The organism is Psychrobacter sp. TB20-MNA-CIBAN-0197, from assembly GCF_040309765.1.
GTDB lineage: Bacteria > Pseudomonadota > Gammaproteobacteria > Pseudomonadales > Moraxellaceae > Psychrobacter > Psychrobacter submarinus.
In genome coordinates, this window is sequence record NZ_JBEOPC010000025.1 from 34,590 (window position 1) to 51,702 (window position 17,113).

A 17,113-nucleotide genomic window follows, 5' to 3' on the forward strand; every position below is an offset into this window, starting at 1 on the left:
TTTAAGTCGTTAATGAAAATACAAAGCGATAGTCACTTCATAACCACCTTGCCAGCCGCACCATCCATGCGATAGTTTTTAATGTCACCAGCGATAACTAAGTTAATGGCTTTTTCGATTTCATCTAGAGGAACGTTGAACCATTCGGTTACCTTGTAAAGATTATCATCTACTGCTTTTAAGGATACTTTCACTCTTTGATCATAGAAGAAGGCATGCAAGACACTTTCCACACTACGAGCATTGGCATCATAGACTTGCCATTCAGCTATGATATCTACGGGCTGTTGCAAGAAAGCGGTATCCTTAATTGAGTGCTTAGTGCGCGCTTCTCCTGTAAGGGTTGAGAAGCCAATTTTGTGCAGATGTTTATAATGCGCTAAATCACTTGGGGTCTCAGTCAGCTTAGCAACATAAATGACACCGGTAAGTTGTCGCTCGTCCCCAAAGTTTTTGGCGAGCTCATCATCCATCCAGTCAGGATCAGTAATTAATAGCTGATAGCTGTTTTCGTATTTATATTGAGCAGTAGCCAATGAATGTGTGAGCATATTGGACTCTGTACCATTAGAAAATATTAAGCGTAATCTCTCTTGGCTACGGGTATTCTTTCTGGCCTCTGCTTTATAAATATTAGCCACATAGCAAAGCATGCCGTTTAAAACAAATACGCTGCCAATGTTGATATCTTTCACTGATGAAAAGTTGGTTTTAGTAAAAGCACCCGTTTGAATGGCTTTAGATATACGCTCAAAGGTTGCCTCAAACTTATAAAAGTCCTTACACTCAAACCGGCTGGCTATATCTTCGTCATTATATTGATCATAGCTGGCACGTGTATTAGCCTTATGATCACTGATTAGGATTTCAGAGTGAATATTGTCAAAAATCCCTAGGTCATCACTGTTAAAAATATCATCTAGACTATTAATCACAGGAGGCTCGCTAACAGCCTCAACTACCGGCTCAGCTTTTTCAGTGCCAGCGCTATTTGTCTTTTCAGACTCACTGTTCTTATTACTTATACTTTTGTCTGAGAGGGTCGGTTTGTCGTCAGATAGGGTAGAGGCCGCCCTTTGAGCAGTTAATAAACCATGTCTATCTAAAGCTAGCAGTTCTTGCGAGTTTGCGTGGTTGGTTTGTATGGTCGCTAACAGGCGAGCTTGTATCTTTTCATTAATGTCGCTGGCACTGCTACTAGGCACGTGTCCCTGTTGATCGATAAAAAGGTTGATAGTGTCAAACTGCTGCGCTAAAACACTATTAGTATCTGTGCTTTTGGTAGTAGGCTTAATATCATCAAGTAGACCAGTACTGTCATTGATAAAAATATCGTCTAGCGTTTTGTAATCACGACTTTGATAGATCTCATCGAGTTTAATCATGACTATTGGCTTCTCGCTTGGCTTTTTGGTTTCTGACATAAGTGATAACCTCAGCCATACGTCGCTCGATAGCGTCCTCTGAGTTTTTACTAGGTTGACGATTTTTATTTTTCATAAATGCAACGATCTTTGGCCACATCAGGACCGCTTCTTCCTCAGTAACAGTAGAACGGCTGGCATGCACAACGTCATTAATGGTTTGCAATACTTCTTTGTCCACTGTCCTAGAGAGAACTTCATACGCATCATGAAAGGGGTTGACGGAGCGCACAAGATCGATAGGAAGGTTATTTACGTTGACAAATTTACTGCCAACCTTCACAAAGCCGTTGCTAGGGTTCGAGTCGTTGCTACTGCTTGATTTGGCGTTAGGGTTGTAAATTTTTGCGTCAGCTGGCAGGTGGCGCTCTTTGATAATGTCACTTTCATTGAGCTGACCTTTCCGTTCAGCGTTTAGAGTGGCGATATCGACATATTCAGTGCCTTGCTTAACGAAAAATCGTTCATTTTCGATGATGGCATCTTCAGGAATATCCTTACCCTCAACCACGCCACCTTGGCGGTTGATAGCCATATACTGCATGACACCTTCTTGCACTTGCCGTACTTCATTGGTATCCAGCGCTGGGTATTTACTACGAATAATACTTGGAATAACGGTATCTGATACGGCTTCTGTTTCTACGTTATTGGTCTCAGCAGCGATATACTTTTTTATGTTCTCTGTATTTTGGGCTAACTGCGCCAATATCTCATCACGGTCTTGGTTGAGTATCTTCATGACTCGATCGGAGGGAGGGTTTACTGTATCGTCAATGACAATGGTACCTGCCGGCAAGTCGGCCTTGCCTAATATATCCAGCTCACTACGACGTTTAAAGTTGATGTTAGGTTTGAGCACTTGCTCCATTAGTAGTGATAAAGTAATGGCTTTTAATAAGTCATTAACAGAGCTTGTGACTTCAGATTTATCAGCTTCTGGCTCAGCGATTAGATTGGTAAATTGAGCATGGTGTTTGCCCTTGCTATCGCGTGTTGAGCGGCCAATAATCTGCACCACCTCGGTCAGAGAGCCTCGATAGCCAATGGTCAATACGTGTTCGCAATACTCCCAGTCAAAGCCTTCTTTTGCCATGCCAAGAGCAATAATGATATCCATCTGATCGCGAGAGGTAATATCGGCTAAATAAGCCTGAGTATTCGCCCGCATAGCGTCATCAGTCACTAGATCTGCGAGTAGCAATTGCTTACCGTCATGTGCGCGTATTGTCATAACACCAGTAATATCATCACGAGACTCAACTTCACCAATGACATCTATGATACGGCCAACGGTCTCATACTTGTCTGTCTCAGCAGTGAGACTGTTGACGTTAGGAATGTGGATGATGGTTTTTTTGCTGGTATCCAAGCATTCATCTAAGGCATCAAAAAATGATTTTTTATAAAAGTGATAGCCGAGCCCTAATGATTTTAAGTATTCATAACCATTCAGCTGTTCGTAGTAGGTGTAAGTTACCTTATCGAACTTTTCTTCATCGCTATCTGACAAGATAGGTACGGAGTCGCCACGGAAGTAGGAGCCGGTCATCGCTACAATGTGTGCGCTAGTCTGCGTCATAATGCCATCTAGTATGGCACCCAAGCGATTAGAGTCATCCGCTGACACGTGATGGAACTCATCAATACCGATTAGCACATCGTTAAATAGCTCAATACTGCCGCCATCTTCAATCACTTTGTCAAAACCATATCGAAAGCTATGATGGGTGCAGACTAATACTTGGGGTAGGGCGCTGTCATCTACATCTTGGGTAATAAACTCTGAGAATATCGCAGTCTTGCGCGTATCACTTTGGGCGAGACTTAAGCATAAGTTATAACGATCGGCCACTTCCCAATCAGCAAAAAAACCATAGTCACTGAGCGCTGTTGATTTAAAGGATTTACCGATACTCATCTCTGGGACGGCAATAATGACCTTTTTGATACCTTGGTTGATAAGTTTATCCAATGCCAAAAACATCATGGCACGTGACTTACCAGAGGCTGGCGGCGATTTGATGAGCAAATACTGGCTCTTACGCTTTTCAAATGCACGCGCCTGCATTTCACGCATGCCAAACTCGTTGTTCTGTTTACTTTGACCCGTGCGGGCGTAATTTTGATTTAGGATATTAACAGTGGCAGTCATAGTAGATTCATTATAGGTAGAGATGCTTATAAGGCTGTAGCATCGTAAAAATAAAGCTCATTTGTCATAGCAATAGTGTGAAGTTAGTAGACACAAGTTATCGTATTATCATTACGATCAAACTCAGCCTTTTGATCAAAGACACCGTCCATCCAGTGTGATGTCTGACGTGTTTTGAAGTGTTTCCACACGCTTTGCATGTCTGCATTCTTGGCAAACTTCAGGACGTGTGCACCACCTTCTGACTCAGGTCTAAACTTATACTGATACTCTGTTATAGGTTGTTCTCGGTATTTGACACCATCTGCAAATTTAATATGGTATTCAGTATATTCATAATTAGTATGCATGCTGATATCCTTTATGAGTGGGCTATAACCAGGGGCCCATTGAGAGCGCGGAGTTATAGAAAACTCATAAATCTCATCATTTGCATTCGGTTGTGCAAGGGTCTTCATTTTCATCGAGCTATCAATGAATTTATTATGATGTTCATTGATAGAGCTATAAATGGGACCATCACCGATACAGCCATCTTCCATCCATGCAAACAATATAAACATATCGCCTTCAGGAAGATCTTGACCATTTTTGCCTTTTAGCGATATGAGATCACTTTGCGATGCAGCTGATGCTTGACCTGCAGAAAACACGAGTAGGGCAGCAATTGCTGCGCTTGATAAGATTTTGGATAACATAATAGAATGCTCTTTATAAGGGGTTTGATATTGTTTTGGTATGGATGTTAATGCCAAATAAGCTACTTAGCTTTCTTTTTCGTCTTACTTTGCTTTTCCGCTTCGATAAGCTGCTCATAACGTGCCAGTAAATGCGCCAAACGCTCTTCGGTATTGGCAAAGCCTTGCGGGCGATACAGCTTGTCCACCGCGTCGTCTAACGTGCTATGCGCTTGCTTTAAATCATCAGGCATCTTATCAGGGTCATATAACTCTGCTAAAGTCATGCCAGCATTACTAGCACGGGCAAGTAGGATTTCTTCTGCAAGACTTTCAATGTGCTGGTTCTGCTCATCCGTGGCGTCAGGAAAGGGGAAGGTGTTGTAAACGATAGTGCTTGTATAACGGTAACGGCTCTCTAGTCGCCCAGTGACTAAGCGCATCCAGTCGTTGTGGATAAGTGAAGTTAAAATTGCAAAATCGTATATTGTTCCATTGGGAACGATATTGACAAGGTTCGTAGCTATAACTTCATGACTATAAAAACCTATTGGCACATATTGGCGACGTTCAGATGTAACCCCAGGAACTAAGATATAGTTTCCTGACTTGGGTTGTGCTATTTGTCTGAATAGATGTGGGGATTTGGCAAAATCTCTTGTCGATTCTGCTTTGCTTTCTTCTCTAAATACTTTTACCTTATCTAGTCTTGATTTTATCAAAGGGTATTTAGCTAACTTTTCTAAATCGGCATCCTCAAACCATAAGCACCATCTTTGCTCACTATGGAGAAATTCTTTAGCTCCTACAACCTTTTTAATATATTGACTAGAGAATGGTTCGTTTCGTTCAAGTGCCTCCTTCTCATGATTTTCTAATAACAAGAACCCCCCGTCAGTAGGTTTGTTTCCAAATAACATTTTCGGTCTTTTTTGAACTGGGTCTCTTAATCCAATAACAGCAGTATTACTACCTGAGATTAAATAAGGGCTTATGTTATCTACTAATTCGCTATGCCAAACTTTATTAACAAGTTTGTATATAGCTTTATCTCGATGGTTTAATGCAGATAGTCCAATAATTACTACGTGAACGCCAGCATTATGCTTAGCATTATTGCGCCATGGAAAAGATTGGTATGCGAAATTAATATTTAATCCTAATTCGAAAATATCAGGGAATAACATGCCAACTTGTTCGCCTTGGGCAATCGAGTTGGTTGATACCAAGGCAAGCTCAGCATTAGAGTTAGCGATGTATTGCGAACCTTTCCAAAACCATGAGGAAACGTAATCCAGATACTTTAGTGTTTTTTTGCCAAAAACAATTTTCATGTCTTCAGCTTGTTCATCAGTTCTATTGGTTGTGCCCCCAAACGGTGGGTTGCCAATAATATAAATCTCATCACTGCCATTATTTGGACATACTTCATTCCAGTCGAGACGCAAGCTATTGCCATGAATGATATGCCCGCTGTCTTTGAGAGGTAGCATAGGGGTTGATGCACCGAATTCTTGCTCAAACAACACATTCATCTGATGTTCAGCGAGCCAAAGTGATAAATGCGCTATTTGACTGGCAAAGTCGTCATACTCAATACCATATAGATTATCTAAGCTGACTACACTATCAAAGCTTAAACCTAACAAGTTGTCTTTAGAGTTTTTAAGTAAGTCGCGTTGTGCTTTTAATACATCAATCTCTAGTTTACGCAGCTCTTTATAAGCAATGATCAAAAAATTGCCTGATCCGCAAGCTGGGTCAAATACTTTGATTTGGCTGATACGCTTAAGTAGGGTATCTAAGCGCTCGGCTTTATTATTCTTATGGCGATTGTCATAACTTAGCGCTATAACTGTGTCTAGCTCTGTACGTAGCTCATCTAAGAATAAGGGCTGTATGACCTTCATGATATTGCTAACACTGGTGTAATGCTGTCCTAAGCTGCCACGCTGCTCAGGGTCAATCACTGCTTGAAACATGGAGCCAAAAATATCTGGGTTAATCTCGGCCCAGCTCAAACGTGCGCACTCTAGCAAGATACGGCGGGTACGCGCATCGAACTCCGGGATGGCAAAGGGATATTCAAACAAGCTACCGTTGACGTACGGGAAGGCGCTTAGATGGGTGGGTTTGGCATCGCGCTCAGCGCTAGACTCAGGTAAGTTGAGAATGTCAAACAGCTCATATAAGACGCTATCGACATCGCTACCATCTATATTGGTAGTGCCATCGATCACATCATGGAACTGAGCTGGCTTAAAGATACCCGTATCTTCGGCATAAAAGCAGAACAGTAGTCTCGTCAAAAATATATTGAGCGCATGTAAGTCATCAGCAGTATTAAACTCGTTGAGCTTGCGGATGTGGTCAAACAAACGACCCATTTTCTCTGATGCCTGCACATCGGCTGGGTGCTCTGAGTACTCACGCGCACGCTCTAGGCCGGCAAGTGGCAATAAAAAGTGGTAGTTTTTATAAAGATCGGTAAAGTCGCAGTCAAGCGTCTCATCATACTTAGTATCGTTAATCAGTACAGTATTGAAGTCCGTTACCATCATCATGCGGATTTTGTGCTGATTGATGATTGGGCTGTTCATCACCTCAGTTAGTGCTTTAGCAAGGTCTTGACCAGCACCTACAGGCTTAAAGTAGATACGATGCTTATTGGCAACCTCGCCAGCTTCAGGATTGGCGGCAACGTTAAAACGGCTATCGTTCTTTTTAAGTGCCGTTATCGTGGTTTTCGAGACATCGAGTAGCTTTAGAAAATCAAAGATAAAGTCGTCTTGTTTATTCTTATCAATGACTTTGGTGGTTAATTTTTCTAAATCTTCAAAAAACTGGGTTTGGTTAAATGCCATGGAGGTCTCTTTCGATGAATTACGGGTGTAAATTAGCAGGCTAATGTGCAATTATAGCGCTATCTTATCGTATTTGAAGGCTTAAGTGTTCTGAAAAATAGGGTGGATATGGTGTTTTATTGCTTATTAATTTAATACGCTACAAGTTTATCAACAGGGATTAACGATGATAGTGGGTACTGAGTTTCAAGGAGATTCTATTCGTATAGGAATGATCCAGCATGATTGCTACGGAGAAGCATTACGAATCATCATTGACTTTGCTATCGATAAGCATCGCCATGCCGAAAGGGTGGTTGATGTCCGTACAGAACTTAGTGACTTGCGAGATGAGCTGAATAGTTTTGATCATAGAACTTTGCAGTGGTTGCATGATCGTATGGCGGTTGCTTTTCGCATGGACTACTGTCTTAACGCAGATTTATTTACTTATAGTACGCCAGATCCACACACGCCTGCACAGACGGTGTCGTTTTGGCTTGATTTTTTAAGAAAAGAGCTTGCAAGGATGTTTTCTCATCACTTAGAGCTACCCCGATTGATACTTACTGCTGCGGCTTATCCAAACCCTGATAAGCGAGGGATGAAGGCAGAGGATGAGATTTATGAGCTGACTAGACGACTATATCCTGAAATGGAAATGAATCATTCTGAGGGTGAGAAAGGTACAGTCGATCTGTATCAAAGCAAACCCCAATATTAACAACATCACCTGAGAAAAGTGGATTTCATACCTCAGCCTTCTATGCTATACAAGTAATAGTATGTAGGGGTTTTTAGACTTATCAGAGTAAATAAATTAATGGTATATGGAGATGTTATTAATATTTTGAACACCATGGTTTTGGGGTACGTGCCATCTGCTAAGGTATAGTTTAAATTAATATTTGATCTATAGTTAGCTGAATGTAAAACTGTTATGGATTTAAACGCGCTACTGGTATAAATTTTACTTGCGTGCTGCGTTCCTAGAGGCTGCGCAAAATTCATCCCAGTAGCGCTATGACATTTTTAGAGTGTATCGACTACACTCTAGCATTGAACCATTCTTCGCTATCGATGTTAGTTTTAAAACTATACTTTAATAAAAATAAACATCAGATCAAAATTTTTTAAAATTATAATCTCTCAAGCTAATGTCTACGGATTTGACAGCAGAAGTCACTACTCAAAAAATCTATTTACCAAAACTCACAGGTGACGGTTTTATTTTTAGGGTTGTAAGTAGCCCCTCTTTTTTCCATCTCACCCCAGTATTCCATGGTTCGAGTTTGAAAGTTCGGCATAATGGTAGGTATAGTCGCAGTCGGTGCAAACTTTAAAACATTTTCACCACCTGATGACTCAGGTATAAAACTGAATTTATACTCCTCTAGAGGCTGACCGCGATAGGTAACGCCTTTGTTAAAAATAACCCGATATTCAGTGTATGGTTCACCTTTCTTCATTTTTACATCTTTTATCATATTTCGATATTCTGCTAACCATTGCGCCTTCGGCTTTACAAAGTCTCCAGAGGCCTTTTGACCGCTAATACTCTCTATAAATGCTGTGTCTTTAGCAGCAATCTTTTTATAAGGCAGTTTTTCACCAGAACAAGCATCTTCCATCCAACCAAATACATGGACCATATCATTACTTTTATAGCTGCTGACACTTTTAGAAGAGTTAGGAGCAGCTAGGGTAATAGTAGATAGTAAAGTTGCAGTCGCTAATAGAGCCAAAGAATTTATAGATATAGGTGTCATAGTTTCTCCAATAAATAAATGTAGATTGTTCAGGTACATGGTAAAGAACGCATTATAGCTAAATAATTGTTAGGATATACTGCTAATAAATTCATAAGGTACGCAGAAAGCAGTGTCTTTTTTGATGTACTTGAAACATTGCAAAACATCAGAAAGGTTAGGGCTTTTCTTTTCATAGCGACTTTCTATTTCTTTATCAGATATTTTTTTAAATGTCTTATGATGTAAATTTATTACTTCAGCTGCTTTACCATTGACTGAGATACTTTCTTTTAAATTTTGGACGTTTCCATTTTTATCAAAATCAAACGTAGCATTATTGACAGTACGATAAGTACTACCATTAGGCAGTTTAAAATTTAGTTGGCTAATGGCATAACTCATGCTCCCTCCTACTGCACCATCGTAAGTACAAGACTTTGCAATAACCTTCTTCTTACTAATAGAATCAACGATGGTGCATTTGGTGTTACCATTAATATCACCCATGCCGGCAATAGCACTAATAGAAAGTAATAACAATGGAGTAACCATCAGTGTTTTTTTGAGCTTCATGACTATATCCTTTTATGGTTTTTAATTTCAGACAAAGTAAATGATAGCCTTGCTGATGAGTTGATTATAGCGTCTGAAATACTGATTATTTTTCTAACCGATGAACGGTTGCCAATCGAATTTGAATTCCTAAGGCATATCCCCGTTTTTAGTAGTTAAGGCTATTAGTCGGTTTCAAAGCTTAAGAGGTTAAGAATAAAAATAATAAAGTAAAAACTCAAACCCCAAGACCCCATCTTTGATCTCATCATCTAGTAAAATTCTAAAAAATAATGACCTCTTAAAGCCATATCAATTGTGGCTTTAAGAGGTTTTTTTGTGTTTAAAATAATCTGAAATATTTAAAACTAGTAGCTATTATCCAATTTTAAGCACCACAACGCTAAAGCGTTTAACACCTACATGATTACTGGATAACATGAATTATAATCACTATTTAATCATAAAACATGAAAAATATTAATCTTAAGCCAATAAAAAAACTTATAGTCCTAGGCAAAAGTAATTTGCTTATACATCGCTATGCTGAGAAGTCTTTATTTGTTTAGCAGATATTTGAACCCGAGGCTACCTACATTAATATGGAAACCCCGATATTAACAGCATCACCTAAGTAAATTAACAAATGAGTAGAAGTGGATAATTCTATAGTACCTATAGGTTTGTAGTGATATTCAAACCCCGAGTTTGTACTTTGTACCTGACAAAAATATAAAATGTAAGAACCTCTTACAGCTATATTGATTATGGCTTTAAGAGGTTTTTTTGTGTTTAGAATCATTTTAACTATCTAATAGAATTGATTTTTTTGCGATATTAAGCCCCACAACACTAAAGCGTTTGACACCTATATGTTTATTGGATAACATGAATTATATTCACTATTATTTTATATATGATGAAAAATAATAAAATTAAGGTTGGGCAAAAACTTACTAATCCTAGTAAGGATGATTTGTATGTACATCCGTATGCTAAAGCCGCTTTATGTGTTTGGCAGAGATTGAGACCTAAAACGACTTATATCAATATGAAGTTTTTGGATAATTTCTACCGTCCACCCCTGCGCTTGGTTGATGGAGGGGACGATGCTTTTTATTTCTTTAATGATTTCCAAAGAGTCGATCAGGTTTTAAGGTTCGAGAATGATAGCGATCACCCATGCTTAATAATCCCTGAAAGTATTAAAGATGTTCAGCAGCTCGCATGGATGGAGGTTATAAACTTGATGTTCTTGAAAGGTATTCACCATCCTGATTTGTTTAAAGCACTTAAATGCACTGCACCTCAAAGTGTGATATGCCAGCTCATGGGGGTTAGGCAACTGACTGTAAAGGAGTATTGCCATTTTGCAGGTATTAGCCAGAGTAGTTATGAATATCGCCAATGTAAGTTTGCACTAGAAGATCGAGTTCTAGGTATTCCTCAAAGTATGAGCTGGTTGAGTGGTGCACCCTAATGAATATAAAGCAGTTTGATAACAGCGAATTACAAACGGTTTTAGATCGTCTAGTGCCACTTGATTCACCGTACTTTATAAAAATACAAAGTCTGATTATTAATACTCTTTATACTAATCCAGGCTTCTGCCTACATATTGGTGAGCAAGCCAGCCTAGATATGCCAGTATTTACATCGTCTGAATGTGAAGCTATCGCCAGGAAAGTCGTCAAAGAGAAAAAAATTGAGAATTGGGCAGTCACTTATATGCTGGTCTTGTTTTACCAGAGGTATGGTCAAGCACGTAGGGATGATGAAGCATGGCAGTTTATGAGTGCATATCTGCAAATAATCATTATGATTGCTATACGTAAGGATGAACACTCTGTAAAAGTCGGTCAGCTAAGTGTGCGTCTAAGGATGGGGTTGAAGCCTAATAACCCACAAGCTGAGATTGTTAAAAAACTGATTGATATCCATGCTCAACATGTTTCACTGACGAAGGCACTAGCAGCATTACGCGTATATGAAGCTAAGATAAGAAGTGATGAAGAGTCAGGCAAAGTGGTTAATCAAAAGTTGGCTGGTAAAATTGGTCAAATAAGACTTGCCTATGAAGTAGTTGCAGAGAACAAAGCGTTTGTAAGTAAAACCTATACCAGCTCACAAAACAATGAGCTTAGTAAAGAACACACTAATAAGCGATACCTTAATAGTGCTGATGAGCCAATACGAGTCACAATATTTGGTAGACCCCATAAAAATGATAACGTATCGGACGCTGAGAATATTGCTGATGATGACCCGCCTGCGCTCTTAGATAATGATTTTAAGCCTTCCAGTACAACCGCTAAATCCTCAGAATTACAGCAATGGAAGCTAAAAAATAAATATCGACATGCCCGCCGTAACCAGTTTCATTTTCCTACTAATTTACGTCAACTAAGTCTACTGAGCTATCAGATGTTATTTGCTCGGGTGTGGCAGCTTTTTGGCGTTGTCAGCTATAAACAGCGTCGGGTTTATGCCGTTATATTACTATCAATGCTAAGTGGTCGGAAGGTCCAAGACGTGATTTATGAGCTGGCATTGGATAAAAGTCAGCGCAAGTGGTTGAGTCATGAAAGCGGTTCGGCTGCTGATAGTTATGCTATGAGTAATACTATTAACGTAACTTCAAATCGTAGAAGCCACTTATTGCCACATCGTCAAAGCCATGATAATGAATTTAAATTACCTCTGCCAGCGAGGCTACAAGCAGTTATTGAAAATAAGTTTTCGGTGGATGGCGATGAAGTGTCTGAAGTGCTGGCAAGCTTGAAAGTGCAACTAGAGCTACCGGTGTTATCAAATCAGCATATTGACGCTTGTTTATATACAGTTATAAAGAATGAGCTGCAAGAGCCATTACATGCCGACATGATTACTGGAGTTGATGTGAAACACAGCTCGCCCTTGTACTACACCAGTATTGAGACAATAAGCTTAGAGAAGACTTACTACAGCGCCATACAACTATTGACCGAATACTGTACTGCGGACAGCCAAGGTGAGCTACGACAGCTTAGTATGTCTAGCACGAAAAGCAATCGTTATAAAAAATATATTGGTAGTGACATGACTTTAAATATTGATATCTGCCAAAGATTTTTTGATGAGCTTGCTGAAGCAACTGAGAGTTATAACGGTCGATTAAAGCGGAACGTAAGCATAAGGCAGGACCGTTATATTGAGCAGTTTAATGCTTATGGTGTCTGGTTATGGCACATCATCTTTATTCAGACTGGGATTAGACCCGTAAAGCATGCGCCTGGGCTTTTAAATCAATTTGATTTTAGGCAAAGGCTGTTATGGGTGTCGGATAAAGAAGAGCGTCAGGGACAAGGGCAGGGAAGGCTTATTCCTCTTAGTGATTTCTTAATCACAGCGATTCAAAATTATATTAAATATATCAAGCAATTTGCGGTCATGCATAATTCTATATATCCCAATGACCAATTTCCTATAAATAAAATTTTGAACTCTAGTCAGCCACTCATTCAGCTATTTAGCCAAAATCCCAAAGGCTTTAACGGTATCACGCCTAGTAAGGTTCGCTATCAGATAAAGCATTTTTTTAGTCATCAAGATAATTGGCTAAGACACCAATTACGTTCACTACTAACGAATAGGTCCCCTGAGCATTTGATCTGCGCCCTATATGGTCATGAACATCCAGATCAGGAGGCTATGCATCCCATGTCGTCATTATCCATTAATGAGCTAAAAGCGTTATCCGCTGACTTAGAGAAAGTTGCAGTTGAGCTTAACCTACGACAAGTTGAGGTGAATATATATGGATAATGCCGTTGCTCATCAGTTAAGAGAAGAAAATAAAAGCAAGAGTCATGAGAGTATCAAAAATGAGGCAAAATTTTTGATAGCTTCGTATGTTGATGACAATCACATACTCACAGGAACAGACCTAACTGAATACTATCAAACCATTGGTAGCATACTTGAGGTGCATTTTGATACTGCGCATAGCTATCACTTAGCCAGACAAGGATTTTTAGAATACATACGGAGTTATAACAAATCTCATGAACTGAGTATGGATGAACCAGTTGTGCCAGTCATAGCAGAGCGTGATCATTTAACAATATCCTATGATTGGATGGTAAGTGGTGCTCAAGTAAGCCTTGCTAGCCAGCAAATAATTGAGATATGGCAACGGAAAAGAAGGTTCTCAAACAATGATTTGATTGAGTCAGTGCTCTACTGTAGCGTGATGTATGGGGGATTGAATGACATAGATGTGTTAAAAGCACTGTATCAATGGCTCCTAGGCGAACGTGACATATATCAATTGCAGCTACCAGCAACTGATGAATTACCAGATTCAGGTGTCAGCAGCGAGAGTTTGGCGCTAATCTTGCTCAGTATTGATGATGACAATTACGGTTGTTCTTATACGCAAAGTCATACCTCAGAGGATGTATCTGCTACAAGCTTACAGCGCTATGTAGAGTACATACCTGATGATATGACACTTTGCTTTTTATACGCGCTAAAAGATAAAAAGTTAAAAAAAGAAGATGTGAAGTCGTTTGAAATCATTATTAATGAGATTTGTAAGAAGCTAAAACTACAAAATAAAGATAAAAGTAAACCATATTTATCACAGTTAATAAAATACGCTGACTATCATTGGCGGCAGATGAAGGGGGGCGATATAGACACTGCACTGGCTATGGTTAGACAAGGAAAGATTAAAACGACGAGCTTAACCACAAATAAGCTTATTAGTTATAATCAAGAGGTGTTTAAATCAAACCCACAGCCGCTTACTTGGTCCGAGTTATTTATAGTAAGCTATTCAGGATCAGACAAAAAAAGTACCAATAGTAGGGAGTATCCAAGCTTTAGCAAGAATCTGATTAAAGAGGTTCAAGATGCCCTTAAAGGCAGTAAAGCATCCGCTATTATACAAGTAGAGCTGTTACAGCAGGAGTTAACCCAACCCAACGCCATGCGTCTTTTAGGATGGGTAAAGAGCTTATTGAATGATAGCAGTAACAGGTTAGATACCATCAGTAAATATCTGGGATGTATTGGTCGCGATTGGCTGATGCTAACAATGGATGAGAATCTTGATGAATGGTCTGACGAGGACTTTGAAGCTGTATATGAGGAGATCATTCAAAGTAAGATTAAGGATGGAAGAAAGCGGTCTATTTTGAACAAAAACTCAGGCTTTGGTGAAGACAATCTAGATACAGACGATGATTTAGTTGGCTGTGCAGACGATGTGATAAGTCAATGTAGTTTCAATGGCTTAAAGAATGAGCATATAAACAAAAACAAAGTTTCATATCTGGATAAGCTCAAAGATACTCAAAAATTTACTTACGGCAGACTACGAGCTTTCCATAATTATCAGCGAGCATCCTATAATACGCCGTTTGTGTATTTCCCATGGGGTAATAAACGCCAAGTGGTAAATGCGAACATGATATCGCCTCGGATATATCATGCGATGAAAGAGTATTTGGTCAATTCGGGCTTAGACGATGAGCAGAAAGACCTTTGCTTATTAGTGTTAAGTCTTGCGTATCGAACAGGGTTGCGAATTAAAGAACTTATCGGTGTTAAAGTTCGTGATATAGCTGACATCTATATTGATGAACATGGACAACGAATAGAGCAGCCGCAAATATGGTTAAGACCAAATCGCTATCGGAGATTGAAAAGTAGCAGCGCAAGCCGCCTTATACCCATTAACTGCCTACTTAAGAAAGACGAGTTAAAACAATTTACTCAGTTATATCGTCAGCAGAAAAGGTTGAAGCGTCGTTACTTGTTTTCTCAAGGTTCAGGTGATCAGCCGTTACCCAGTGTGATTTTCAGTAATCTCATGAAGTTAATTTGGGACAGATTGCTAGGAGAGCACGATTTCACATTTCACAGCTTTAGGCATACTGCGATTAGTCAGCTGGCGTTAGTACTAAGTAAGTCGCCATTGGCACAGGTGATGACTGATTATGATAATGAGCAGTGCGAAAAAGTAATAAAAGGGGTCCTTGGCTATCACAAGGAACAAGGATCCTGGTTTGGACTGGCCAGCTTTGCAGGACATTTAACGTGCGACACAACCTTCGAGCATTATATTCATACTGCTCATCTGCTGGCAGGGGAGCGGCTGAGTAATGCTTGCTTGGAGCTACCTATAACAGTTTTAGAGTTAATAACAGATCTAGATTACTCTGCTATCTATAGACAAGACAAAACTGCTTATGATGCAACGACAAAGACTGTGCAATTAAATAAGATAAGACCATATTTCCTTAAAAAAACGGCTGTTAATAAAACACCATTATTTAAGAATGCAGATGAACCTGATAGCAATGCTAGCCAGCCACTGTTAAATAGTAGTTTGAATGAATTGAAAGAGTCGAATACAAATTCAATTTTTATTCACCCTAAATATGCGGACGTCATAGGTTTTCTAGAGGAGCTGCAGGAGTTAAAAGAAAATTCTCGAGATGAGCTGTTACCTGAAGTTGCTATTAGACATGGTATAAGTCTAAATAAATCTAAATGTTTATACCTGCGCGCTAGTCAGCTGTTCGACGATGACAGGCTATTACTAGGTAGGCCTAAAGGTAGTAAGAATCAGGAAGTAATCATTAGAGCATTAGATAGGGCATATCAGATGTCTATAAAGGATCCTGAGAAGTTGAGAGTATTTATTGAGATATTTGCGCATAAGCATAACTTAAATAACTCATCGATCCATTTTGGTATTAAGGAGACCCAGATTGAGATGCTACAGAGTTTTATGCTAGTAGGTTGTCAGCTTATTGATGCCAATCATTGGCAAGTTAGGACATATAGTGAGCAAGTTGTAAGTGATGTTAAAAAAGACTTAGGTCTGAACAGCTCAATACGTGTCGGTGCACGTGAGAGTTTTCATGGCTATGAGGTAAGGGTAGTACAGAAAAAACGTAAACACTCTGACAAAAACTTGGCTACCACTAATCACTATTATGCGTCATCGGGCGTTCTTAAGTTTTTAGGGTATTTTTTGATGGTATTAATAGAAGATAAAGTATAGAGTTTAGAGCTGTTTATAGCTAGCTTGTTCAATTAACCTTGATGCTTCTAAACAATTCGCTTTGTTGTAGTGATGCACTACGTCTATCGCCTTGATCAATAAGCCAGTCAATAATTCTTAAGAGCTTTTGCCCAGTTTGCAAGTTTAGTGGATTATCTCTTGCCGCAAAAAATTGAACTAGTTCAGCAAGCCTTGAATATAGCGTGCTACCTTGCCAGCCTAAAAGCTTAGGTGTAGATATGACGGTTAAGACTTGATCTGCGAAAAGTTCAGTAGGATAGTCTTTTTTAGCGCTCTCACATAGTTGTACGAAATTTTGCATAACAACGCCTACCCAACCTGCTTCACGCACAAGCTTATCGATAATTGGTAATATCAAATTAATCTCAGACCAGTTTTCATTTGCAAACCGTTTAGCACCATTAAATTGGCTAAATCGAGTAAACATTAATATTTCTAGTGTATTATTTTTAAGTTGTTCGAATCTGCCAACTCTGTAGCTATCTTTGTTTAGCTCTTCAATTTGTAAGAATCTATCCAAACACTTTTGCAAAATTTTTATAATATCTTCTGATACAATAGACCTCTTGCAAAAGTAGCAGAGGGAATTAAAATAAGAAGAACATTCATCGTTGTCTAAGAACCATGCCAAAC

Annotated in this window: 10 protein-coding genes and 1 pseudogene; 4 read left to right on the plus strand and 7 right to left on the minus strand. The window is 39.3% G+C overall.

What is annotated here, in order from left to right; genetic code table 11:
• Positions 1-32 precede the first annotated feature (32 nt).
• The 4 genes from AAEY83_RS09170 to AAEY83_RS09185 form a co-directional block, all read right to left on the minus strand.
• Positions 33-1,424: a GIY-YIG nuclease family protein gene (locus AAEY83_RS09170; protein ID WP_025643568.1), complete on the minus strand. Its 1,392-nt coding sequence runs from the start codon at positions 1,422-1,424 to the stop codon at positions 33-35.
• Positions 1,378-3,579: a DEAD/DEAH box helicase gene (locus tag AAEY83_RS09175; protein WP_025643567.1), complete on the minus strand. Its 2,202-nt coding sequence runs from the start codon at positions 3,577-3,579 to the stop codon at positions 1,378-1,380. The genes AAEY83_RS09170 and AAEY83_RS09175 overlap by 47 nt, the downstream gene beginning before the upstream one ends.
• Positions 3,580-3,662: 83 nt before the next feature.
• Positions 3,663-4,334: a hypothetical protein gene (locus AAEY83_RS09180; RefSeq protein ID WP_156923929.1), complete on the minus strand. Its 672-nt coding sequence runs from the start codon at positions 4,332-4,334 to the stop codon at positions 3,663-3,665.
• Between the two features lie 5 nt (positions 4,335-4,339).
• The gene (locus AAEY83_RS09185; protein ID WP_025643563.1) at positions 4,340-7,120 is read right to left on the minus strand and encodes a DNA methyltransferase; all 2,781 of its coding nucleotides are present in this window, start codon (positions 7,118-7,120) and stop codon (positions 4,340-4,342) included.
• A gap of 166 nt (positions 7,121-7,286) precedes the next feature.
• On the opposite strand from AAEY83_RS09185, the gene AAEY83_RS09190 reads away from it, so the two are divergent.
• Entirely contained in the window at positions 7,287-7,823 is a 537-nt protein-coding gene (locus AAEY83_RS09190) for a hypothetical protein (RefSeq protein WP_025643561.1), read from the plus strand.
• 478 nt (positions 7,824-8,301) lie between these two features.
• Here the strand turns inward: AAEY83_RS09190 and AAEY83_RS09195 are convergent, their stop codons facing one another.
• Together AAEY83_RS09195 and AAEY83_RS09200 are read right to left on the minus strand one after the other, a co-directional pair.
• Positions 8,302-8,868: a hypothetical protein gene (locus tag AAEY83_RS09195; RefSeq protein ID WP_025643559.1), complete on the minus strand. Its 567-nt coding sequence runs from the start codon at positions 8,866-8,868 to the stop codon at positions 8,302-8,304.
• Between the two features lie 69 nt (positions 8,869-8,937).
• The gene (locus AAEY83_RS09200; RefSeq protein ID WP_025643557.1) at positions 8,938-9,423 is read right to left on the minus strand and encodes a hypothetical protein; all 486 of its coding nucleotides are present in this window, start codon (positions 9,421-9,423) and stop codon (positions 8,938-8,940) included.
• An 895-nt stretch (positions 9,424-10,318) separates the two neighbouring features.
• Here AAEY83_RS09200 and AAEY83_RS09205 point away from each other — a divergent pair.
• The 3 genes from AAEY83_RS09205 to AAEY83_RS09215 are packed head-to-tail and all read left to right on the plus strand — an operon-like array spanning position 10,319 to position 16,459.
• Positions 10,319-10,882: a hypothetical protein gene (locus AAEY83_RS09205; protein ID WP_025643555.1), complete on the plus strand. Its 564-nt coding sequence runs from the start codon at positions 10,319-10,321 to the stop codon at positions 10,880-10,882.
• Positions 10,882-13,206, plus strand: a complete 2,325-nt coding sequence (locus AAEY83_RS09210) for a hypothetical protein (RefSeq protein ID WP_025643552.1) — start codon at positions 10,882-10,884, stop codon at positions 13,204-13,206. Before AAEY83_RS09205 ends, AAEY83_RS09210 begins: the two co-directional genes overlap by 1 nt.
• The gene (locus tag AAEY83_RS09215) at positions 13,199-16,459 is read left to right on the plus strand and encodes a tyrosine-type recombinase/integrase (RefSeq protein ID WP_025643550.1); all 3,261 of its coding nucleotides are present in this window, start codon (positions 13,199-13,201) and stop codon (positions 16,457-16,459) included. Before AAEY83_RS09210 ends, AAEY83_RS09215 begins: the two co-directional genes overlap by 8 nt.
• 28 nt (positions 16,460-16,487) lie before the next feature.
• Here the strand turns inward: AAEY83_RS09215 and AAEY83_RS09220 are convergent.
• A pseudogene (locus AAEY83_RS09220) lies at positions 16,488-17,113 on the minus strand (hypothetical protein); the annotation flags it as partial.